Annotated in this window: 15 protein-coding genes; 10 read left to right on the top strand and 5 right to left on the bottom strand. The window is 64.7% G+C overall.

All coding sequences use genetic code 11. The features are described 5' to 3' along the window. The first annotated feature begins 88 nt into the window (after positions 1-88). The 3 genes from LSO07_RS26160 to LSO07_RS26150 all read left to right on the top strand — a co-directional run bounded on the left by LSO07_RS26160 (position 89) and on the right by LSO07_RS26150 (position 3425). Positions 89-565, top strand: a complete 477-nt coding sequence (locus LSO07_RS26160; RefSeq protein WP_034780321.1) for a hypothetical protein — start codon at positions 89-91, stop codon at positions 563-565. A gap of 164 nt (positions 566-729) precedes the next feature. Next, complete coding sequence (locus LSO07_RS26155) at positions 730-3045, top strand: M43 family zinc metalloprotease (protein WP_208672436.1); 2316 nt, start codon at positions 730-732, stop codon at positions 3043-3045. A gap of 26 nt (positions 3046-3071) precedes the next feature. Continuing rightward, a complete protein-coding gene (locus LSO07_RS26150) occupies positions 3072-3425 on the top strand; it encodes a hypothetical protein (RefSeq protein ID WP_151097068.1) in 354 nt (117 codons plus the stop codon). Here LSO07_RS26150 and LSO07_RS26145 read toward each other — a convergent pair. From LSO07_RS26145 to LSO07_RS26125, 5 genes are all read right to left on the bottom strand, one after another. Further along, positions 3416-3604, bottom strand: coding sequence for a helix-turn-helix domain-containing protein (locus LSO07_RS26145; RefSeq protein ID WP_034780317.1), 189 nt, complete (start codon positions 3602-3604; stop codon positions 3416-3418). The two genes, LSO07_RS26150 and LSO07_RS26145, sit on opposite strands and share 10 nt — an antisense overlap. A gap of 201 nt (positions 3605-3805) precedes the next feature. Further along, a complete protein-coding gene (parC, locus tag LSO07_RS26140; protein WP_034780316.1) occupies positions 3806-6160 on the bottom strand; it encodes a DNA topoisomerase IV subunit A in 2355 nt (784 codons plus the stop codon). A 48-nt stretch (positions 6161-6208) separates the two neighbouring features. After that, on the bottom strand, positions 6209-8011 hold the full coding sequence (locus LSO07_RS26135) for a J domain-containing protein (RefSeq protein WP_151097066.1): 1803 nt from the start codon (positions 8009-8011) through the stop codon (positions 6209-6211). Between the two features lie 12 nt (positions 8012-8023). After that, on the bottom strand, positions 8024-9733 hold the full coding sequence (locus tag LSO07_RS26130) for a molecular chaperone HscC (RefSeq protein ID WP_092607719.1): 1710 nt from the start codon (positions 9731-9733) through the stop codon (positions 8024-8026). Continuing rightward, positions 9733-11730 carry a DNA topoisomerase IV subunit B gene (locus LSO07_RS26125; RefSeq protein ID WP_151097064.1) on the bottom strand — a complete coding sequence of 666 codons (1998 nt, stop codon included), beginning with the start codon at positions 11728-11730 and terminating at the stop codon, positions 9733-9735. The genes LSO07_RS26130 and LSO07_RS26125 overlap by 1 nt, the downstream gene beginning before the upstream one ends. A 462-nt stretch (positions 11731-12192) precedes the next feature. Between LSO07_RS26125 and kdpF the strand changes: the two genes are divergently transcribed. The 7 genes from kdpF (at position 12193) to LSO07_RS26090 (ending at position 21202) form a co-directional block, all read left to right on the top strand. Then, positions 12193-12282 (top strand): K(+)-transporting ATPase subunit F, encoded by a 90-nt coding sequence (gene kdpF, locus LSO07_RS26120; protein ID WP_034746483.1) that lies wholly within the window; start codon positions 12193-12195, stop codon positions 12280-12282. Beyond that, entirely contained in the window at positions 12282-14087 is a 1806-nt protein-coding gene (gene kdpA, locus LSO07_RS26115; RefSeq protein WP_151097062.1) for a potassium-transporting ATPase subunit KdpA, read from the top strand. The genes kdpF and kdpA overlap by 1 nt, the downstream gene beginning before the upstream one ends. A 9-nt stretch (positions 14088-14096) precedes the next feature. Continuing rightward, a complete protein-coding gene (kdpB, locus tag LSO07_RS26110; RefSeq protein ID WP_092607725.1) occupies positions 14097-16175 on the top strand; it encodes a potassium-transporting ATPase subunit KdpB in 2079 nt (692 codons plus the stop codon). Between the two features lie 10 nt (positions 16176-16185). Further along, positions 16186-16761, top strand: coding sequence for a potassium-transporting ATPase subunit KdpC (gene kdpC, locus LSO07_RS26105; RefSeq protein WP_070256047.1), 576 nt, complete (start codon positions 16186-16188; stop codon positions 16759-16761). A gap of 122 nt (positions 16762-16883) precedes the next feature. After that, entirely contained in the window at positions 16884-19625 is a 2742-nt protein-coding gene (locus LSO07_RS26100) for a DUF4118 domain-containing protein (protein WP_151097060.1), read from the top strand. Then, a complete protein-coding gene (kdpE, locus tag LSO07_RS26095) occupies positions 19622-20320 on the top strand; it encodes a two-component system response regulator KdpE (protein ID WP_034746496.1) in 699 nt (232 codons plus the stop codon). Before LSO07_RS26100 ends, kdpE begins: the two co-directional genes overlap by 4 nt. A gap of 132 nt (positions 20321-20452) precedes the next feature. After that, the gene (locus LSO07_RS26090) at positions 20453-21202 is read left to right on the top strand and encodes a TorF family putative porin (protein ID WP_151097058.1); all 750 of its coding nucleotides are present in this window, start codon (positions 20453-20455) and stop codon (positions 21200-21202) included. Positions 21203-21250 lie beyond the last annotated feature (48 nt).

The following is a 21250-nucleotide window of genomic DNA, read 5'->3' as shown; positions in this document are numbered from 1 at the left end:
TCAAGAAACAGCGCGATGCCTGGCAAATTTTGAACATTTTGCCCGCCTTTAGTAAGAATAAAATTAAACCATATTGAAAGGTCTCATCATGAACAAATTACTCGCCGCCCTGATCGCTACCCTGTTTGCCACCGCTGCCATCGCGCAAACGTCGCCAGTCACCCCAGCCGTTGCCAGCGCCCAGGCGTCTGCGCAGCACGACATCAACAAGGCTGCCAACAAGGAAGCCAAAGTCGATGCCAAGGCTGACGCCAATGTCGCCAAGGCTGAAATGAAGGCTGACGAAAAGAAAGCCGACGCCCAGCACAAGGCGAATAAAACCAAGGCCAAGGCCCACGACAAAGTGGCCGATGCCGATCCGGAAGACAAGATGAAGGCGCAAGCCAAGGCTGACAAGGCTGCCGCCAAGGCCGATGCGAAAGCAGGCAAAACCTCCGTGAAAGCGGATGCCAAGGTCGCCAAGGAAAAAGTGGAAGCGAACGCCGATAAAGCCATCGCCGCCACCAAGACGGAAGAAGCCAAGGCCAAGGCCGACGCTGAAGTCAAGGCCGCCGCCGCCAAGTAATTCCCTGTTTGCGGGCCACGGCCTGCAAGCCCAAAAGACAGCTTCGGCTGTCTTTTTTTCGTCTGCCACTTTTCTTTTGCACCGCTTGCCAGTCTTGATCTGGCGCAAATGCTCCTCTTTTCGCCGTGCCATAGTGAATTGGCAAACAGACGAAGGGAGACATCATGAGCACCGCTAAAACGAAAAAAACGCCGGCTACCGGTTCGGCGGAAGGCGCGCCTGCCGTGTCCGCCATGCAGCCCATGCCGGTCGAAGGCGACATGCAGGCTGGCGACGCTGCGGCGGACGGCGACGCCATGGCTGGGCCGCGCCTGGGCATGTCGTATGCCGACCAGGCTGCGCTTACCCAGGGCGCGGCCGCCGCGGATGCCGGCGCCATGCCGGGCGGCGGCATGCAGCAGGCACCTCAGGGCATGGCGGCCACCAGCTGCATGCAGCTTGGGGCTGGCGGTGGCATGGGTGGCGATGGTGGCGGTGGCATGGGGGGCAGCGACGGTGGACAGGGCGGCGGTACACCGCAGAAGCGCACCTGCGCCACGATGGACGTGCATCGCCGCCTGCTGAGCGAAGATCCATCGTATGCGAACGTGCGCGCCGATATCGAAAACCTGGCCGGGCTCTACGAGGGCGACGGCAGCATTGCCGGACGTTCCGGCGTGACGCAGATACCGGTGGTGGTGCACGTGGTGTGGAATACGGCCGCACAGAATATTTCGGATGTGCAGATCGCCAGCCAGATCGATGTGCTCAATCGTGACTTCCGGCGCGTCAACCCGGATGTCAACAGCACGCCGGCGCCATTCCTGCCCCTGACGGCCGATGCGCGCGTGGAGTTCGCGCTGGCCACGACCGATCCGCATGGCGCGGCCACCAGCGGCATCGAGCGGCGCCAGACGACGGCGGCCTCGTTTGGCGCGGACGATGCCGTCAAGTCGCAGGCGACGGGCGGCATGGATGCCTGGCCGGCCGACAGCTACCTGAATATATGGGTGTGCCAGCTGGGCGGCGGCTTGCTGGGCTACGCGCAGTTTCCCGGCGGCCCGGCCGCCACCGACGGCGTGGTGATCCTGCAATCGGCCTTTGGCACGACCGGCACGGCGGCGCCGCCGTTCCACCTGGGGCGCACGGCCACGCATGAAATCGGCCATTGGCTGAATCTGAACCATATCTGGGGCGACGACGGTACCGGGTGTTCGGGCACGGACAACGTGGCCGACACGCCCAACCAGGGCGGGCCGAACACGGGCCAGCCCTCGTTTCCGCAGGTGTCCTGCAGCAACGGGCCGAATGGCGACATGTTCATGAACTATATGGATTACGTCGACGATCCCGCCATGTTCATGTTCACGGCGGGACAGGTGGCGCGCATGCAGGCCTGTCTCGATGGCCCGCGCGCCAGCATCGGCACGGGCGGCACAGGCGCGGGCGCCACGCCGCGCCAGAGCTCGTCTCCCGTCGTGGCCTGGGGCGCGACCCGCCTCGACGTGTTCGTGCTGGGCACGGACCGCGCGCTCTACCACAAGGCATGGAATGGTACGGCCTGGGCGCCGTCCGTCACCGGCTATGAAGGGCAGGGCGGCATTTGCACCAGTGCCCCGCAGGTGGTGTCGTGGGGACCGAACCGGCTCGACGTGTTCGTCACGGGCACCGACAGCGGCTTGTTCCACAAGTGGTGGAATGGCACGGCCTGGGGACCGTCGCTGACCGGCTATGAAGCGATGGGCGGCTTGTGCGTGGGCGACCCGCGCGCCGTGGCCTGGGGACCGAACCGCCTCGACGTGTTTGTCGTCGGCACGGACCGCGGCCTGTATCACAAGTGGTGGAACGGAGCCGCCTGGGGGCCGTCCTTGACGGGTTACGAAGCCATGGGCGGTATCTGCCTGGGCCAGCCGGAAGCCGTGGCCTGGGGGCCGAACCGCCTCGATGTCTTCGTTGTCGGCACGGACCGGGCCCTGTACCACAAGTGGTGGAACGGCACGGCCTGGGGACCGTCGCTGACGGGCTATGAACGCCTGGGCGGCATCTGCACCTCGGCGCCGAAGGCCGTGGCGTGGGGACCGAACCGCCTCGACGTCTTCGTCACGGGCACCGATGGCGCTCTGTACCACAAGTGGTGGGATGGCGCGAAATGGGGGCCGTCCATCGACGGCTTCGAGCGCCTGGGCGGTATATGCGTGGGCGAAGTGGAAGCCGTGTCGTGGGGTGCCAACCGGCTCGACCTGTTCGTCATCGGCACGGACAGCGCCCTGTATCACAAGGCGTGGAATGGATCCGCCTGGTTGCCATCCGTGACGGGCTTTGAAAGCCTGGGCGGCATATGCACCTCGCGTCCGCGCGCCACGGCATGGGCGCCGAACCGCCTCGACGTGTTTGTCACGGGTACGAATGGCGCCCTGTTCCACAAGGCGTGGAACGGCACGGCCTGGTCGCCGTCCGTGAGCGGCTATGAAAGCCTGGGCGGCGTGGTATCGTGTTTCTGACATCCATGGTTGATACGGGAGGCGGCATGCACGGCATGACAACGGCACTGCCCAGCGGCAGCTGGACGCATTCCTTCGAGGAGGATGCAGACGGTATCGAGGTGTACCGGCCCACGGCCACGTTCGTCTTTCCTCCCAGCCGCAAGGGGCGCAAGGTGCTCGAGTTCGGCGCGCCCGCCGGCGCCACGGCGCAAGGGGAGGCGACATTGACGTCCATGGCGCCCGGCCCCGATGACCGCCCCCGCGCCGGCCCCGTGACCCGGCTGGTACCCGTGGGCATGGGCCGCTATGCGGTGGGCGATGCTGGCGGGGTGCAGGACGTGATCGACATCGTCGAAGCGACGCCTGAGATGCTGCGCCTGTCGCGGCGTCAAGGATGACCCCGGAGCTTGTGCGCGAGCGCCGTGCGGTTGCCCACGCCCAGTTTCTGGTAAATCGCATGCAGCTGGTTGCGCACGGTGGCCGGCGACTTGCCCAGTTCCCTGGCGATGCTTTTATACGGCAATCCTTCGGCCGCCATGGCCGCCACCAGCCGTTCGGCCGGGGTCAGGCGCTGCATGGCAGCCTGCCTGAAACCTTGTTTTTCATCCTTGCTCTCCTGTCGCTGGGCGGCGTGCCGGTGGCATGCCTGCAGGGATAACGGGAGCGCGGGACATATCTGTCAAATTATCTGTGAAACTATTTTTTCCTGTGCCGCTGCGCGGCGATGGGCGAAAAAAAAAGACAGGCGAACCTGTCTTTTCGTATGGCCGGGTGCCGATCAGCCGATGGCCGCCATGGAGACCGGTTTCAGCTTGGCCGCCAGCGCCTTGCCTTTCTTGGCGCGCTTGCCGAAGTGCTCGGCCAGGGCCGTGGCGCCCAGCGATGCATCCTGCGGTTTCGAAGCCCTGCCGATGCCCGAGACCACCACGCCACGCTGGGTGATCGGCTGCACGGCCAGCAGCTTGTCTTTCGCATCAAGGTCGATCAGCTTGACGCCGGTGCCGCCCTTGGACAGGGTTTTCATTTCATCGAGGCCGAACACCAGCAGGCGTGCGCCTTCCGTCAGGCAGGCCAGGGCGCTGGCCGCCTCGGGGATGACTTTTGGCGCCAAAGGCACGTCGCCATCGTCCAGGGTGATGAAGGCCTTGCCGCCTTTCAGGCGGCTCGTCATGTCGCCCGCCTTGGCGATGAAGCCGTAGCCTGCGCTCGACGCCAGCAGCAAATTGGTGGCGCCATTGCCCGCAAAGTAATGGAGGATGCGCACGGCGTTGCCCGGCGTGCCGCCGCTCAGGTCGCACAAGGTCGTGATCGGCACGCCATCGCCGCGCGCGTTGGGCAGCGCGGAGACGGGAACCGAGTAAATCTTGCCGTTGTTGCCAAAGCCCAGCAGGGTGTCGACCGTGCGGCACTCGAAGGCGCCATGCAGGGAGTCTCCCGCCTTGAACGTGAACTGCGCCGCATCGTGGCCGATGCCGGTACGCGCGCGCACCCAGCCTTTTTCCGAGATGATGACGGTGACCGGTTCATCGACCACCTTCTGTTCCGCCACGGCTTTCTGCGCTTCCTCGATCAGGGTGCGGCGCGCATCGCCGAACTGCTTGGCGTCCGCTTCGATTTCGCGGATGATGGCGCGCTTCATCGACCCCGGGTTGTCGAGCAGGTCTTGCAGCGACTTTTCTTCCTTGCGCAGCTCGGCCAGTTCCTGCTGGATCTTGATCGTCTCCAGGCGTGCCAGCTGGCGCAAGCGGATTTCCAGGATGTCGTCGGCCTGGCGTTCGGACAGCTTGAACGCTTCGATCAGGGCCGCCTTCGGTTCATCCGAATTGCGGATGATCTGGATCACCTTGTCGATATTGAGCAGGATCGCTTCGCGCCCTTCCAGGATATGGATGCGGTCCTTGACCTTGCCCAGTTTGTAGCCGGTACGGCGCGTGACGGTCTCGAAGCGGAAGTCGATCCACTCGCGCAGGATGTCGCCCAGGCCTTTCTGGCGTGGACGGCCATCGCCGCCTATCATCACCAGGTTGATCGAGGTCGACGATTCCAGCGAGGTGTGCGCCAGCAGCATCAGCATGAATTCCGTCTGGTCCTGGTTCTTCGACTTCGGCTCGAACACGAGGCGCACGGGCGCGGCGCGGCCAGATTCGTCGCGGATGGTGTCGAGCGAATTGAGGATCAGCGCCTTCAGGGCCACCTGGTCCGGCGACAGCGCCTTCTTGCCCAGCTTGATCTTCGGATTCGTCAGTTCCTCGATTTCTTCCAGCACCTTCTGCGACGAGGTGCCGGGCGGCAGTTCCGTCACGACGGCTTGCCACTGGCCGCGCGCCAGCTCTTCGATCTTCCAGCGCGCGCGCACCTTCATGCTGCCACGGCCGCTCGCGTACATGTCCTGGATCTGCGATGGCGGGGTGATGATCTGGCCGCCGCCGGGGAAGTCGGGGCCGGGAATGATGGCCATCAGCTCGGCGTGCGTCATCTTCGGATCGCGGATCATGGCGACAGCCGCTTTCGCCACTTCCGCCAGGTTGTGCGACGGGATTTCCGTCGCCAGGCCCACGGCGATGCCGGAGGCGCCGTTGAGCAGCACCATCGGCAGGCGCGCCGGCAGCAGCTTCGGTTCTTCCGTCGAACCGTCGTAGTTGGGCTGGAAGTCCACCGTGCCCATGCCGATTTCATCCATCAGAAGCTTGGCGATCGGCGTCAGGCGCGCTTCCGTGTAACGCATGGCTGCGGCGCCATCACCATCGCGCGAGCCGAAATTGCCCTGGCCATCGATCAGCGGGTAGCGCAGGGAAAAATCCTGCGCCATGCGCACGAGCGCGTCGTACACGGACTGGTCGCCGTGCGGATGCAATTTACCCAGCACGTCGCCGACCACGGCCGCCGATTTGCGGGGCTTCGCCGTGGAATTGAGTCCCAGCTCGTTCATCGCATACAGGATGCGGCGCTGCACGGGCTTCTGGCCATCGCACACGTCGGGCAGGGCGCGGCCCTTGACGACCGAGATGGCGTAATCGAGATAGGCGCGCTCGGCAAAGGTGGACAGGGTCAGCGCTTCGCCGTCGAATACCGGTTCATCCGGCTCGATCGGCTCAGGCTGGGCATCGTCAAATAAATTGGTTTGTGTGGACATGGCGCTTGTTTCGGTGTTAAGTGGTTGCGGTTGAATTCGTGGGGTTGATTATGACAGCCCGGGTTTGGAAAAAGACTTGCCATACGTCAGATACATGTAGCGCAAGGTCAGATACAGCACGGCCAGGGCCAGTTCGACACTGTTATGCATCATCGGCATGGCGCGGATGGCCGGGGCGTGGCCGGCCAGCACGAAGCTGGCGAGCGACGGCACCAGCACCACCGGCCAGATCGTCTTCCATTTGAAATCGGTGGGCGAAAACAGCAAGCCGGCGCACGACCAGGCATACAGCGCGGCGCCGACGAGGGCGGCCGGTAGCTGTTGCACATACAGTAGCGACAGCAAGCCCGCGCAGCCGACCAGCCATGCCGCGCGCAGGCGGGGCAAGAGCGCCTCGGGGAAGCCGCAATCGCCATACAGGCCGGTGGCGCTGCGCAGGGCCAGCGCCGCCAGGCAGAATATCAATGGCATGGCTTCGCCGATGGCCAGCGCCGCAGGGCCTTTGCCGCTCATGAACATGGCGGCGAACAGCGACAGGCCGAGGCACAGGAGCAGCAGCATGCCATGCAGCAGTTGGCGGTTCATCGCGTACGCGAGCAGGGCCGACGCGCACAAGCCGGCCGCGGTAACGAGGCGCATGGTCTCGCTGCGTTCGGGCAGGAACAGCAGCAGCGCCAGCACGAGGTAGGGCACGATCCAGCCCAGTTGCCGCAAGCCGGGCCGCTGCCACAGCGTGGGCAGGCGTTCCTGCAGCGCTTCCTGCAGCGTATCGAACCGCGCGAACAGGGGCGCCGGCCAGCGCAAGGCATGCATGGCCAGCAGGGCAAAGGCGAGCGCCTGGAAGCCCAGCAGGCTGGCATAGGCGGCCGTGTCGCCGAGCTTGAAGCCGGCCGCATCGAGCACGCCAGCGAGCATGAAGTGCAGCACGAAACCCAGGCCGCCCGAGGCCAGCGCCGTCTGCTTGAAGTAGCGCTTGGCATGGACGGCCTGTTCCCATTGCTCGAACAGGTCCGTATCGAGCTTGTAAGCCAGCATTTCGCCGTGCTGCCAGCGTATCGCGTGCAGCAGTTCGCGCAGCTGCAGGTTGAATTTCTGGTCGAACAGCTGGCGCGCGTAGGCCGATGGCGGCTGCTGCGACATGATGCAGTCCAGGCCGGGATAGCTGTCGCGGTTGTCGCTGAAATGGGCAAACGAGCGGTCGGCCCGGTAGCGCTGCACGGCGCCGCGCACCAGGTCCGCATGGCTGCGCGCCAGGTAGGAAAAATCGTGGTCCCAGCCCAGCTGCTCGAAGAGGGCCTGGCGCAGCGGCAGCTTATAGCCGGCGCTGGCGCAATAGCGCAGCGCGCACAGGTCGAATTCCTCGCGCACGTCGAGATTCAGCATGGCGTCGTCCTGCAGGATGCGGGCCAGCACCTCGCCGGCATCCGCGTGCCGCGCCAGCGCCAGGCAGCCCTGCCACAGGTTGTCCGCTTCCTGCGCCGGATCGATGGCGACCACGCCCCATTGTTCTGGCGGCGGCGTCTGCTCCTGGGCTATGACGCCCCACAGTTCTGCGGGCGGCTCCTGCGCGGGTTCGTCGATGACGCCCCACAAGTCGGCCGGTTCCATCGGCGGTGCTTCTGGCGCTTCCGCTTCCGCTTCGGCCGCTGGCGGTTCCGGCAATTCCTCGGCAAACAGGTGCGCATGGCGCAGCGCGTATTCATACGCTTCGCGCAGTTCCTGGAAGGCGGCCGGATCGTCTTCGGGACGCGTCACCTTCAGACGCTTCGCATACGCGCGCTTGAGGGTGCGCTCGTCGCCCGTCGGCTCCGTGCCCAGGATTGCCCACAGGCTGCGCTGTCCGTTGTCCATGCCGCCGTCCATTTACAGGAAGCTCTCGCTCTCGACCTGGCGCAACACTTCGTCGAGCGCCTGGCGTGCCTTGCGGATGGTGTTCGGATCCTGCGTTTCCAGCGCGGCCTGGAAGTTGGCCGTGTGCGCCGCCAGGTACTGGCGCACGTCGCCCAGAGACTGTTCGTACAGCCGGTCGGCGCGCGTGACCAGGGTACGGTTTTCCATCTGCTCGCGCGGGTGGATCTTCAGGTCGGCCAGTTCCGCAAAGCGCTGCTCGATCTGTTCCGGCGTCATCACGCCCGCGTTGTCGCTGATGACCATCTTGTGCTTTTCCTGCGTGGCCAGCACCGTCACTTCCGCTTCCAGCACGCCGCTGACGTCGTAGGTGAAGCGCACGTCGATGCCGATCTCGCCCGCCTTTTTCGCGGGAATCGGGAAGCTGATCTTGCCGAGGAAGACGTTGTCGGCCACCAGGCGCGACTCGCCCTGGAAGATCGCCACGTTGATTTCCTTCTGGTTGTCGTGGATGGTGGTGATGTTTTCCGTGCGCGAGACGGGCACCACGGAATTGCGCTCGATGATGGGCAGATAATGTCCGCCTTCATACTGGTTCGCGCCGACCTGGCGCGAAATGGAAATACCCAGCGAGTACGGCGCCACGTCCGTCATGACCACTTCGTCGAGCGCCGCATCGCGCATCTTGAGCCCCGCTTGCACGGCGGCCCCCAGCGCCACGGCTTCGTCCGGATCCAGGTGGATGGCGGGGAAGCGGCCGAACATGCGCGAGACGAGTTTGCGCACCAGCGGCATGCGCGTGGCGCCGCCGGCCAGCACTACTTCATTCAATTCCGCGGCGCGGATGGTGGCGTCGCGCAGCGCCCGTTCCACGGGCAGGCGCAGGCGGGCCAGCAGGGGCTCGCACAATTGCGCCAGTTTGTCTTCGCTGATCTCCCAGCTGTATTCCTTGTCCTGGTAGCGCGTGGCCATGCGCACGGATGGCTGGTCCGACAGCAGGCGCTTGACGCGCTCGGCCTCATCGCGCAGCAGCTGCTGCTGGCGCGGGTCGAACAGGCGGCTGCCGGCCGCATCGCGCAAGCCGCTGCCTTCCAAAAAGGCGTCGACCAGCACGGTGACGAAGTCTTCACCGCCCAGAAAATTGTCGCCGGCCGAGGCGCGCACTTCCATCACGCCTTCGAACAGCTCCAGGATCGACACGTCGAAGGTGCCGCCACCCAGGTCGAAGACGAGGAATTTGCTTTCCTGTTCCTTGTCGCGGATGCCGTAGGCCAGCGCGGCGGCCGTCGGCTCGTTCAGCAGGCGTTCCACGCGCAAGCCCGCCAGCTGGCCGGCGATGCGCGTGGCTTTGCGCTGCGCATCGCTGAAATACGCGGGCACGGTGATGATGGCTTCCTCGACCTTGTGCCCCAAAAAGGCTTCGGCATCTTCCTTCAGCGCGCGCAGCACCATCGACGACAGCTCTTCCGGACGGAATTGCTGCGTGCCGAGGGTGATCTTCTTTTCACTGCCCATGTAGCGCTTGAAGACGGCCGCCGTCAGTTGCGGGTGCGTCTGCAGGCGCTCGCGCGCGGCGCGGCCCACCAGCACGGTGCCGTCGTCGTCGATGCTGACGCACGACGGCGTCAGGTGTTCACCGAGCGCATTCGGGATGATGGAAGCCTTGCCGTCGCGCCAGATGGCGACCAGGCTGTTGGTGGTGCCCAGGTCGATACCGATGATCATCAGATATCCGCCTCCGCCTCATTGCCGTGTTCTTCGATCCAGGCGCGGCGTCCGGCCGCTTCGCCTTTGCCCATCAACATATTGAAGCGGGAGGCCGAAGTCATGTGGTCGACTTCACCGAGCGTGACGGGCAGCAAACGGCGCGTGTCCGGGTTCATCGTCGTTTCCCACAGCTGCTCGGCATTCATCTCGCCCAGGCCCTTGAAGCGCGAGATCGACCAGGCGCCCTGTTTCACGCCTTCCTTGCGCAGCTTGTCCTCGATGGCGAGCAGTTCGCCGTCGTCGAGCGCATAGATTTTCTGCATCGGCTTCTTGCCGCGCGCCGGCGCATCCACGCGGTACAAAGGCGGGCGGGCGATGCAGATGTGTCCCTTGTTGATCAGGGCCGGGAAGTGCTTGAAGAACAGCGTCAGCAGCAGTACCTGGATGTGCGAGCCGTCCACGTCCGCGTCGGACAGGATGCAGATCTTGCCGTAGCGCAGGCCGGACAGGTCGGGCGTATCGCCCACGCTGTGCGGATCGACGCCGATGGCGACGGCAATGTCGTGGATCTCGTTATTCGCGAACAGGCGGTCGCGGTCCGTTTCCCACGAGTTCAAGACCTTGCCGCGCAGGGGCAGGATCGCCTGGAATTCCTTGTCGCGCCCCATCTTGGCCGAACCGCCCGCCGAGTCGCCCTCGACGAGGAACAGTTCATTGCGCGCGATGTCCGACGATTCGCAGTCGGTCAGCTTGCCGGGAAGGACGGCCACGCCCGAGGATTTTTTCTTTTCCACTTTTTGCAGCGAGCGCTGGCGCGACTGCGCCTGCTTGATCACGAGATCGGCCAGCTTCTTGCCGTAGTCGACATGCTGGTTCAGCCACAGTTCCAGCGGCGGCTTGGTGAAGGTCGAGACGAGGCGCACGGCGTCGCGCGAGTTCAGGCGTTCCTTGATCTGGCCCTGGAATTGCGGGTCCAGCACCTTGGCCGACAGCACGAAGGAAGCGCGCGCGAACACGTCTTCCGGTAGCAGCTTCACGCCTTTCGGCAGCAGCGAGTGCATTTCGACGAAGTTCTTCACGGCGCCGAACAGGCCGTCGCGCAAGCCCGATTCGTGCGTGCCGCCATTCGAGGTGGGGATCAGGTTGACATACGATTCGCGCACGATGGCGCCTTCTTCCGTCCACGCCACCACCCAGGCCGCGCCTTCGCCTTCGGCAAAGCCTTCCGAGTCCGGGCCCGCGTATTGCGCGCCTTCGAACAGGGGAATTAGGGTTTCGCCATTCGATACCTGCGCCAGCGTTTCGGTCAGGTAGCCGCGCAAGCCTTCCGCGTACTGCCAGGTTTGCGTGTCGCCCGTCTTCGCGTTGGTGAGCGTCACGGTGACGCCCGGCAGCAGCACGGCTTTCGAGCGCAGCAGGCGTTGCAGCTCCGTTTGCGAGATGTTGGGCGAATCAAAATATTTTGCGTCGGGCCAGGCCGTGACGCGCGTGCCCGACTTCTTGCCATCGCGCGGGGCGGGGCGGGAATTCAAGGGCTCGATCACGTCGCCATTCGCAAACACCATGTGGTGCAAGCCGTTGCCGTCGCTTTCCTTGCGCCAGACGGTGATTTCCAGGCGCGTCGACAACGCATTGGTGACGGACACGCCGACGCCGTGCAAGCCGCCCGAGAACGCATAGGCGCCGCCCGAACCCTTGTCGAACTTGCCGCCCGCGTGCAGCCGTGTAAACACGATTTCCACCGTCGGCACGCCTTCTTCCGGGTGCAGGCCGACGGGAATGCCGCGGCCATTGTCTTCGACGGTAATGCTGCCATCCGTGTTTTGCGTGACGGCGATATGCGTGCAATGACCGCCCAGCGCCTCGTCGGAGGCATTGTCGATCACTTCCTGAATGATGTGCAGCGGATTTTCAGTGCGGGTGTACATCCCCGGGCGCTGCTTGACGGGTTCCAGTCCTTTCAGGACACGGATGGATGATTCGCTGTAGTCGGATGCTGGTTTTTTAGTGGCCATACGTGTTCAAGCTAAGTAAAGACAGTGGTTGGAACGCCAGGCCAGGGCACTGCTGGCGCAATGACAGCGGCGGCGATAACTGTATGAATATACAGTATATCCCGTCCAGCGTCACTGGGGGAGGGCAGTGCGGCAGGCTTGGCGTCCTTGTGCGGACGCTCGCGCATTCTATCTTGATCGGCGGGCAATAGCGCTACTCCAAGGCAACAACAGTGCGCCGCGCGCGTGGTTTTGCGCCAATTGTGCTGGATTTTATGCGGTAAAGCCGCCGTTTTTACATCTTGTTTACAGCTGCCTCCCCAGTCTTTACGAATTTTTTAGACCCTTTTGGCTAATCTGCTCACTATCAAAACAAACCTGAATGAGGGTGGGAATGGATCTCGTGTATCTCGGCTTGATTGCCGTGTTTTTCGTCGTGGCGGCCGGCTTTGCCGTCGCCTGCGACAAATTAGGGAGCGTCAAATGAACGCGTTTTATGTGCTGGGCGCCGTCGTCTCGGCTGGCCTGCTCGTGTATTTGCTGGTGGCGCTGCTGAAGGCGGAGGAACTGTGATGACGACGCAATCGATACTGTTACTGGTGGCTTTCCTGGCCGTGCTGCTGGCCGCCGGCTATCCGCTGGGCCTGTACATGGCCAGGGTGGCCGGCGATGGCCCCGTGCGCGGCCTGGGCTGGCTGCAAAAGCTGGAAAACCTGCTGTACCGCTGGTCCGGCCTTCCCGCCGACAAGGCCATGGGCTGGAAAAGCTATGCCATCGCCCTGATCGTCTTCAATACCGTGGGCGCCGTCTTCGTCTACGGCCTGCAGCGCCTGCAGGGCTTCCTGCCACTCAATCCCCAGGGACTGGGCGCCGTCAGCCCCGATTCCTCGTTCAATACCACCGTCAGCTTCGTCGCCAATACCAACTGGCAGGGTTACGGCGGCGAACAGACGATGAGCTATCTGACGCAGATGCTGGGCCTGGCCTGCCAGAACTTCTTTTCGGCGGCCACCGGCATCGCCGTGATCTTCGCGCTGGTACGCGGTTTCGCCTCGCGCTCGGGCAAGTCGATCGGCAATTTCTGGGTCGACCTGGTGCGCTCGACCCTGTACATCCTGCTGCCGTTGTCCCTGGCCCTGTCCGTCGTCTTCATGGGCGAAGGCATGATCCAGAATTTTTCCGCCTACAAGGAAGTGACCCTGCTCGACCACGTGGCGTATGAAACGCCGAAAGTGACGGCCGACGGCCAGCCCGTGCTGGATGCGGCCGGCAAGCCCGTGATGGAAGCGCAAGTGGCGACGACGCAGACGATCGCCATGGGCCCTGTCGCGTCGCAGGAGTCGATCAAGCTGCTGGGCACGAATGGCGGCGGCTTCTTCAACGCCAATTCCTCGCATCCGTATGAAAACCCCACCGTGCTGTCGAACTTCCTGCAGATGCTGGCCATCTTCATCATCCCCGCCGGCCTGTGCTTCACGTTCGGCCGCATGGTGGGCGACCTGCGCCAGGGCTGGGCCGTGCTGGCCGCCATGACCCTGATCTTTGTCGTCATGACGGCTGGCGTGATGAGCGCCGAGCAGCAGGCCAATCCCGCCCTGCAAGCCCTGGGCGTGGACCAGCAGGCCAGCAGCCTGCAATCGGGCGGCAATATGGAAGGCAAGGAAACGCGCTTCGGCATCAGCTCCTCGACCCTGTTCGCGGCGGTGACGACGGCCGCATCGTGCGGCGCTGTCAATTCCATGCACGATTCCTACATGCCCCTGGGCGGCATGGTGCCGCTGCTGCTGATGCAGTTCGGCGAAGTGATTTTCGGCGGCGTGGGCACGGGCCTGTACGGCATGCTGATGTTCGCCATCCTGGCCGTCTTCATCGCCGGCCTGATGATAGGCCGCACGCCCGAATATCTGGGCAAGAAAATCCAGGCCTATGAAATGAAGATGGTCTCGCTGGCCATCCTGGTCACGCCAGCCCTGGTCTTGACGGGCACGGCGATCGCCGCGATGGTCGAACCGGGCACGGTTGGCGTGGCCAATCCGGGCGCGCATGGCTTCTCGGAGATCCTCTACGCCTTCACGTCGGCGGCCAACAACAACGGCAGCGCGTTTGCCGGCCTGTCCGCCAACACGCCGTTCTACAACGTGATGCTGGCGATCGCCATGTGGTTCGGCCGCTTCGGCGTGATCGTGCCCGTGCTGGCGGTGGCCGGTTCGCTGGCGGCCAAGCAGCGCCTGTCGGCCAATGCCGGCACCATGCCCACGCACGGCCCCATGTTCATCGGCCTGCTGATCGGCGTTGTCGTGCTCGTCGGCGTTTTGAATTACGTTCCCGCGCTGGCCCTGGGCCCGATCGTCGAACACCTGCAACTTTTCATCAAATAAGAGGCTACCATGTCACGCACAAGCCTGACCTTGTTCGATTCCGCACTGATCGGCCCCGCCGTCGTCGATGCGTTCAAAAAACTCGACCCCCGCACGCAGTGGCGCAGCCCCGTGATGTTCGTCGTCTACGTGGGCAGCATCATCACGACCTTGCTGGCCATCCAGGCCCTGAATGGCCAGGGCGAAGCGCCATTCGGCTTCATCGTCGCCGTCGCCGTGTGGCTGTGGTTTACCGTGCTGTTCGCGAACTTTGCCGAGGCGCTGGCCGAAGGCCGCAGCAAGGCGCAAGCGGCCTCGCTGCGCGCCCTCAAGCAAACGGTGATGGCAAAGAAAATGCAGACGCCGAAATACGGCACTTCCTGGCTGCCCACGCCGGCCACCGACCTGCGCAAGGGCATGACGGTGCTGGTGGAAGCAGGTGACGTGATTCCCGCCGACGGCGAAGTGACGGCCGGCGTGGCCTCCGTCGACGAGAGCGCCATCACGGGCGAATCGGCGCCCGTCATCCGTGAGTCGGGCGGCGACTTTTCCGCCGTCACGGGCGGCACCCGCGTGCTGTCGGACTGGCTGCTGGTGCGCGTTTCCGTCAACCCTGGCGAAGCCTTCATCGACCGCATGATCGCCATGGTCGAAGGCGCCAAGCGCCAGAAGACGCCGAATGAAATCGCCCTGACGATCCTGCTCGTCGCCCTGTCGATCGTGTTCCTGATCGTCACCGTGACCCTGCTGCCGTATTCGCTGTTTTCCGTGGCGGCGGCCGGCAGTGGCACGCCGGTGACCATCACCGTGCTGATCGCACTGCTCGTGTGCCTGATTCCGACCACCATCGGCGGCCTGTTGTCCGCCATCGGCGTGGCCGGCATGAGCCGCATGATGCAGGCCAATGTGATCGCCACGTCGGGCCGCGCCGTGGAAGCGGCCGGCGACGTGGACGTGCTGCTGCTCGACAAAACGGGCACCATTACCTTGGGCAACCGCCAGGCTTCCAGCTTCGTGCCGGCGCCCGGCGTGACGGAGCAGCAACTGGCCGATGCGGCGCAACTGGCCTCCCTGGCCGATGAAACGCCGGAAGGGCGAAGCATCGTCGTGCTGGCCAAGCAGAAGTTCAATATCCGCGAACGCGAGATGGCCAGCCTGCACGCCACCTTCGTGCCCTTCACGGCGCAAACGCGCATGAGCGGCGTGGATATCGCGGGCGAACAGCAGGTGCGCCAGCTGCGCAAGGGCGCGGCTGACTCCATGAAGAAGTACGTGGAAGCGCTGGGCCAGCCGTATCCGGCCGAGGTGGGGCGCGCCGTCGACGACATCGCCCGCCGCGGCAGCACGCCGCTGGTGGTGGTTGACGACGGCCGCGTCATGGGCGCCGTGGAGCTGAAGGATATCGTCAAGGGCGGCATCAAGGAGCGCTTCGCGGAACTGCGCCGCATGGGCATCAAGACCGTCATGATCACGGGCGACAACAAGCTGACGGCCGCGGCGATTGCCGCCGAAGCGGGCGTGGACGATTTCCTTGCCGAAGCGACGCCGGAAGACAAGCTGAAACTCATCCGCAGCTACCAGGCCGAAGGCCGCCTGGTGGCGATGACGGGCGATGGCACCAACGATGCGCCGGCGCTGGCCCAGGCCGACGTGGCCGTGGCCATGAACTCGGGCACGCAGGCGGCAAAAGAAGCGGGCAATATGGTGGACCTGGATTCGAATCCCACCAAGCTGCTGGAAATCGTTGAAATCGGCAAGCAGATGCTGATGACGCGCGGTTCGCTGACGACGTTCTCGATTTCGAACGACATCGCCAAGTACTTCGCCATCATCCCGGCCGCCTTCGTGGGCACCTATCCGCAGCTAAAAGCGCTGGACATCATGCACCTGGCCAGTCCCGCCTCGGCCATCATGTCGGCCGTGATCTTCAATGCATTGATCATCGTCGTGCTGATTCCGCTGGCGCTGAAAGGCGTGCAATACCGGGCCATCGGCGCGGCCAGCCTGTTGCGCCGCAACCTGCTGATCTACGGCCTGGGCGGCATCGTCCTGCCCTTCATCGGCATCAAGCTGATCGACATGCTGCTGTCCGCACTCAATTTAGTCTAAAGGAACCGTCATGAACACTATCGTACGTCCCGCCCTGGTCCTGTTTGCCGCGCTGACCGTGATCTGCGGCGTCGTCTATCCGTTTGCCACGGCCGGCATCGGGCAGCTGGCTTTCAACGATGAAGTCAACGGCAGCATCGTCGAGCGTGGTGGCAAGCCTGTCGGCTCGACCCTGATCGGCCAGTCCTTCACCTCGCCCAAGTATTTCTGGGGCCGCCCATCGGCTACCGCGCCGATGGCGAATAACGGCGCCGGTTCGGGCGGCTCGAACCAGGGGCCGACCAATCCGGCCCTGGTGGACGCCGTCAAGGCGCGCATCGCCGCCCTGCAGGCTGCCGATCCGGGCAATCGCAACCCGATCCCCGTCGACCTGGTGACGGCGTCGAGCAGCGGCCTGGATCCGGAAATCAGTCTGGCGGGAGCCCTGTACCAGGCACCGCGCGTGGCCCGCGTGCGCGCCGTGCCGCTGGCGCAGGTGGAAAACGCCATCGCCAAGGTGCAGAAAACCGCGTATATCGGCTTTTTCGGAGAACCACGCGTGAATGTGCTGGAACTGAATCTGGCGCTGGATGCCATGGCAAAGTAAGCTGACAACGGTTGGTTGGCCGGCGTAAGCCGACATCACCACCGGCCAGGCCAACGATGTCGTCGGATTACGCGCTAGCGCGCTAATCCGACCTACAATGCCCAGGAAGATTAAAATACAACATGCTCCCCAACGACAGCCAACGCCCCGACCCTGATGCCCTGCTGGCGCAAGTGCAGGCGCAGGAAAAGAAAGCCGCGCGCGGCCGGCTGCGCATCTATTTTGGCGCCTCGGCCGGCGTCGGCAAGACCTACGCGATGCTGGCGGCCGCGCGCAAATTGCTGGCCGATGGCCAGGACTTGCTGGTGGGGGTGGTGGAGACGCATGGACGTCAGGATACGGCGGCACAGCTTGACGGCTTGCCCGTGCTGCCCCTGAAGGCCATCGAGTACCGAGGCAAGACCCTGTTCGAGTTCGACTTGGACGAAGCGCTGCGGCGCGCGCCGGCGCTGATACTGATGGATGAACTGGCCCACTCGAACGTGGCCGGTTCGCGCCATCCGAAACGCTGGCAGGATGTCGAGGAATTGCTGGCGGCCGGCATCGACGTGCTCTCCACCGTGAATGTGCAGCACCTGGAAAGCCTGAACGACGTGGTGGGCGGGATCACGGGCGTGCGCGTGGCGGAGACCTTGCCCGACACGGTATTCGACCGCGCCGATGAAGTGGTGCTGGTCGATATCCCGGCCGATGAACTGCTGCGCCGCCTGAAGCAGGGCAAGGTGTATCAGCCGCTGCAGGCCGAGCGGGCATCGCAGCATTTTTTCCGCAAGGGTAACCTGATCGCCTTGCGCGAACTGGCCTTGCGCCGCACGGCGGACCGGGTGCAGGACGACGTGCAGGCTTACCGCGTCGAGAAATCCATCAATCCCGTGTGGAAGACGGGTGCCGCGCTGCTGGCCTGCGTGGGACCGCACGCGGGCGGCGAGCACGTGATCCGCAGCACGGCGCGCCTGGCCAGCCAGCTGAATGCGGAATGGCATGCGCTGTACGTGGAAACGCCGCGTTTGCAGCGCCTGCCGGCGGTCCAGCGCGAGCGCATCCTGAAAACCCTGAAACTGGCGCAGGACCTGGGCGCGCGCACGGCCATTGTGCCGTCCGCCGACATCGCCGGCGCCGTGGTCGAGTATGCGCGCAACGCGAATATCTCGAAAGTCATCGTGGGCCGTGGCCGCGCCGGCACGCTGACGCGCCTGTGGCACGCGCCGCCGGCCGCGCGCATGGCCAGCCTGGCGCCCGATATCGATTTGATCGAGGTGGGCTTGCCGCCTGCCGATGCGGCGCCCCGGCGCGCGGCCGGCGAAGATGCGGAGGCGCCGCGCCGGCCCCCGCGCCATTGGCGCTACATATTGGCCGCCGGCGCCAGCCTGGCCACGGCGCTCGCCTCCGTCCCCCTGCAGCCTTATCTTGACCTGGCCAATATCGCCATGCTGTCCTTGCTGACGGTGGTGCTGGTGGCCGTGCGCCTGGGGCGCGGGCCGGCGGCATTGGCCAGCCTGGTGGGCGTGGCCTGCTTCGATTTCGTCTTCGTGCCGCCGCGCTTCTCGTTTGCCGTGGGCGATTTCCAGTATGTGATCACCTTTGGCGTGATGCTGGCCGTGGGCCTGATCACGGGCCACCTGACGGCGGGCCTGCGCTTCCAGGCGCGCGTGGCCTCGCACCGCGAAGCGCGCGCCCGCGCCCTGTATGAATTCTCGCGCGAGCTGTCCGGCGTGCTGCAGACGGAGCAGATTTTCGACATTACGAAAAGCGCCATCGAACGGGCTTTCCGCGCGCGCGCCACCCTGCTGCTGCCCGATGACGAGGGCGGCTTGCAGGCCCCGAACGGCGGCGAGGCGCTCGATATCGGCATTGCGCAGTGGGCCTTCGACCATGCGCAGGCGGCGGGGACGGGGACCGATACCTTGCCGGCTTCACCCGTTTTCTACCTGCCGCTGATCGCGCCGATGCGCACGCGGGGTGTGCTGGCGCTGCTGCCGCTCGATGGCGCGCAGCGCGGGCGCTGGCTGCTGGTGCCGGAACAGCGCCAGCACCTCGATACCTTTGCCGCCCTGGCGGCCATCGCCCTCGAACGCGTGCACTATATCGATGTGGCCCAGGGCGCGCTGCTGCAGATGGAGTCCGAGCGGCTGCGCAATTCGCTGCTGGCGGCCCTGTCGCACGACTTGCGCACGCCATTGACGTCGCTGGTTGGCCTGGCCGAATCGCTGGCCCTGTCGCGGCCCGCCTTGTCGCCCGCGCAGCTGGACATGGCGCGCTCGCTGCAGTCCGAAACCGTGCGCATGAGCGCCCTGGTGGCGAACTTGCTGGACATGGCGCGCATCGAGAGCGGACAGGTGCGCCTGAACCTGCAATGGCAGGCGCTGGAAGAAGTGGTGGGCAGCGCGCTGCGCGCCAGCGGCCCGCAATTGCAGCAGCATGCCGTGCAGACGCAGCTGGCGCCGGACTTGCCGCTGGTGCGCTACGATGCCGTGCTGGTCGAGCGCGTGCTGTGCAACCTGCTGGAAAACGCGGCCAAGTACACGCCGCCGGGCAGCACCATCACGGTCGCGGCCGGGGTGCACGGCCAGTTCCTGCAGGTGGCGGTGTCTGATGATGGCCCGGGTTTGCCGCCGGGCCGAGAAGAAGCCATCTTTGAAAAATTTACGCGCGGCGAGCGCGAATCGAACAAGCCGGGCGTCGGGCTGGGGCTGGCCATTTGCCGCGCCATCGTCGAAGCCCACGGCGGCACCATCCACGCGCAGCCGCACGCGCCGGGACAGGGCGCCGCCATCGTCTTCAGCCTGCCGCTGGGCACGCCCCCGGCGCCGCCGGAGACCGAGCTCGATGACGCCAACGACCATGAAACAGGAAAACCAACATGAACGAACCTTCCGCCACCGCCTTGCTGGTCGAGGATGAACCGCAAATCCGCCGCTTCGTGCGCGCCGCGCTGGAAGACGAGGGCTGGCAGATTTTCGAATCCGCCACCATGCAGCGGGGCCTGATCGATGCCGGCACGCGCCGGCCCGACCTGATCGTGCTGGACCTGGGGCTGCCCGACGGCGACGGCATCGATTTCATCGCCGACATCCGCAAATGGTCGGCCGTGCCCATCATCGTGCTGTCGGCGCGGGTCGACGAGCAGGACAAGATCCGCGCGCTGGACGCGGGCGCCGACGATTATCTGACCAAGCCGTTCGGCGTGGGCGAACTGCTGGCCCGCGTGCGCGCCACCTTGCGCCGTCAGCGCCAGCCCGCCGCCAGCGACGATGGCGTGGTGCAGTTCGGCGACGTGCGGGTCGACCTGAAGGACAGGCTGGTGACGCGCAACAAGCAACTGGTGCACATGACGCCGACGGAATTCCGTTTGCTGTCGGTACTCGTGAAGAATGCGGGCAGGGTGGTCACCAATCCGCAGCTGCTGCGCGAAGTGTGGGGGCCGTCGAACAGCGAAAACGGCCATTACCTGCGCATCTACATGGGGCATCTGCGCCAGAAGCTGGAAGCCGATCCTGCCCAGCCGCAGTACCTGTTGACGGAAACGGCCGTCGGCTACCGGCTGCTGCTGCCGCTCTAACACCTGTCAATCCCCTGTTGGAAAACAGGCGCCGCGCGCGCCAGGGGGACGCTTTACCCAAAATTTTTGCAGCGGCGGGCCAGCTGCGCCATGTTGGCAAAGGCCCATACCACCAATGAAGAAGAAAAAACCATGAATAAAATGTTACTTGCACTTGCCGTCGCCACAGCCTTTACGGGCAGCCTGGCCCACGCGGAAGAGGCCAAGCCCGACAATGAAGTCAGCTTCAACGTGGCCGGCGTGTCCGACTACCGTTATCGCGGCATTTCGCAGACGCGTTTGAAACCCGCGCTGCAGGGCGGTGTCGATTACGTCAACAACCCGACGGGCCTGTACGCGGGCGCCTGGGCCTCCACCATCAAGTGGACCAAGGACGCGGGCGGCAGCGGCGACGTGGAAGTGGACCTGTATGCGGGCAAGCGCGGCCAGTTGACCAGCGACGTTGGCTATGACGTGGGCGTGCTGGCGTACGTGTATGCGGACAACGGCTTGAAGCATATCGCCGGCCTGGCCGACGCGGACACGCAGGAAGTCTACGGCCAGCTGTCGTATGGTCCCGCCTACGTCAAATATTCGCACGCCGTTTCGAACCTGTTCGGCATCGTCAACAGCAAGAACAGCGGCTACCTGGACATCGGCGCCACCATCGACCTGACGAACGGCTGGACCGGCAACCTGCATGCGGGCCACCAGAAGGTCAAAAACAACGACGCGGCTAGCTACACGGACTGGAAAGTGGGCGTCACGCGCGACTTCGGCGTGGTGACGGGCGCGCTGGCCGTGATCGGCACGAACGCGGGCAAGTCCGCCTATGCCTCGCCCGTGAATGGCAAATTCATGGGCAAGACGGCGCTGCAGCTGACCGTCAGCAAGACGTTTTAATTGACAGGGAGGAGAGGCGGCGCATGCGCCGCCTTTTTTTACGTGATG

Source organism: Janthinobacterium sp. PLB04 (assembly GCF_021165895.1).
Classification (GTDB): domain Bacteria; phylum Pseudomonadota; class Gammaproteobacteria; order Burkholderiales; family Burkholderiaceae_D; genus Janthinobacterium; species Janthinobacterium lividum.
This window is presented reverse-complemented; position numbering and strand designations above follow the sequence as displayed.

Excerpts from the sequence above, each read along its gene's own strand:
- kdpF (WP_034746483.1), top strand. The coding sequence starts at position 12,193 with ATGAACGCGTTTTATGTGCTGGGCGCCGTCGTCTCGGCTGGCCTGCTC.
- LSO07_RS26090 (WP_151097058.1), top strand. The coding sequence starts at position 20,453 with ATGAATAAAATGTTACTTGCACTTGCCGTCGCCACAGCCTTTACGGGC.
- LSO07_RS26125 (WP_151097064.1), bottom strand. The coding sequence starts at position 11,730 with ATGGCCACTAAAAAACCAGCATCCGACTACAGCGAATCATCCATCCGT.
- LSO07_RS26145 (WP_034780317.1), bottom strand. The coding sequence starts at position 3,604 with ATGCAGCGCCTGACCCCGGCCGAACGGCTGGTGGCGGCCATGGCGGCC.
- kdpE (WP_034746496.1), top strand. The coding sequence starts at position 19,622 with ATGAACGAACCTTCCGCCACCGCCTTGCTGGTCGAGGATGAACCGCAA.
- parC (WP_034780316.1), bottom strand. The coding sequence starts at position 6,160 with ATGTCCACACAAACCAATTTATTTGACGATGCCCAGCCTGAGCCGATC.
- LSO07_RS26100 (WP_151097060.1), top strand. The coding sequence starts at position 16,884 with ATGCTCCCCAACGACAGCCAACGCCCCGACCCTGATGCCCTGCTGGCG.
- kdpA (WP_151097062.1), top strand. The coding sequence starts at position 12,282 with ATGACGACGCAATCGATACTGTTACTGGTGGCTTTCCTGGCCGTGCTG.
- LSO07_RS26135 (WP_151097066.1), bottom strand. The coding sequence starts at position 8,011 with ATGGACAACGGACAGCGCAGCCTGTGGGCAATCCTGGGCACGGAGCCG.
- kdpB (WP_092607725.1), top strand. The coding sequence starts at position 14,097 with ATGTCACGCACAAGCCTGACCTTGTTCGATTCCGCACTGATCGGCCCC.
- LSO07_RS26155 (WP_208672436.1), top strand. The coding sequence starts at position 730 with ATGAGCACCGCTAAAACGAAAAAAACGCCGGCTACCGGTTCGGCGGAA.
- LSO07_RS26150 (WP_151097068.1), top strand. The coding sequence starts at position 3,072 with ATGCACGGCATGACAACGGCACTGCCCAGCGGCAGCTGGACGCATTCC.
- LSO07_RS26130 (WP_092607719.1), bottom strand. The coding sequence starts at position 9,733 with ATGATCATCGGTATCGACCTGGGCACCACCAACAGCCTGGTCGCCATC.
- kdpC (WP_070256047.1), top strand. The coding sequence starts at position 16,186 with ATGAACACTATCGTACGTCCCGCCCTGGTCCTGTTTGCCGCGCTGACC.
- LSO07_RS26160 (WP_034780321.1), top strand. The coding sequence starts at position 89 with ATGAACAAATTACTCGCCGCCCTGATCGCTACCCTGTTTGCCACCGCT.